This is a genomic window from Halorubrum sp. SP3, assembly GCF_005435195.1.
Lineage (GTDB): Archaea > Halobacteriota > Halobacteria > Halobacteriales > Haloferacaceae > Halorubrum > Halorubrum sodomense.
Genome location: NZ_SGTU01000727.1, coordinates 1 through 228, shown reverse-complemented (window position 1 = coordinate 228; position 228 = coordinate 1). Strand labels below are relative to the sequence as shown.

The following is a 228-nucleotide window of genomic DNA, read 5'->3' as shown; positions in this document are numbered from 1 at the left end:
ACTCTCAGATGCGAGTTGTACGATTGTATCGGCCGTTTTGGCTCGTGTGTCCTCCGAATCGTCTTCCAAAGCCTTTCGTATCCAATCGGCGATCTGCGGGCTACCGTCAGTATCGGTGGCAACTCTATCAGCGAACATCTCTACGATTGTGCTCTTCTCGTGATCGGACGATCTGAGGAAAATCTCCCAGAGTTGGTCGACGAACTCTCGTCGGAATTCAGGGTCTTC

The 228-nt window shown here is 51.8% G+C and carries 1 protein-coding gene; it reads right to left on the bottom strand.

The annotated features are described in order from the left end of the window. A partial coding sequence (locus tag EXE42_RS20020; protein WP_206750790.1) for a hypothetical protein occupies positions 1-228 on the bottom strand: 228 nt, incomplete at both ends.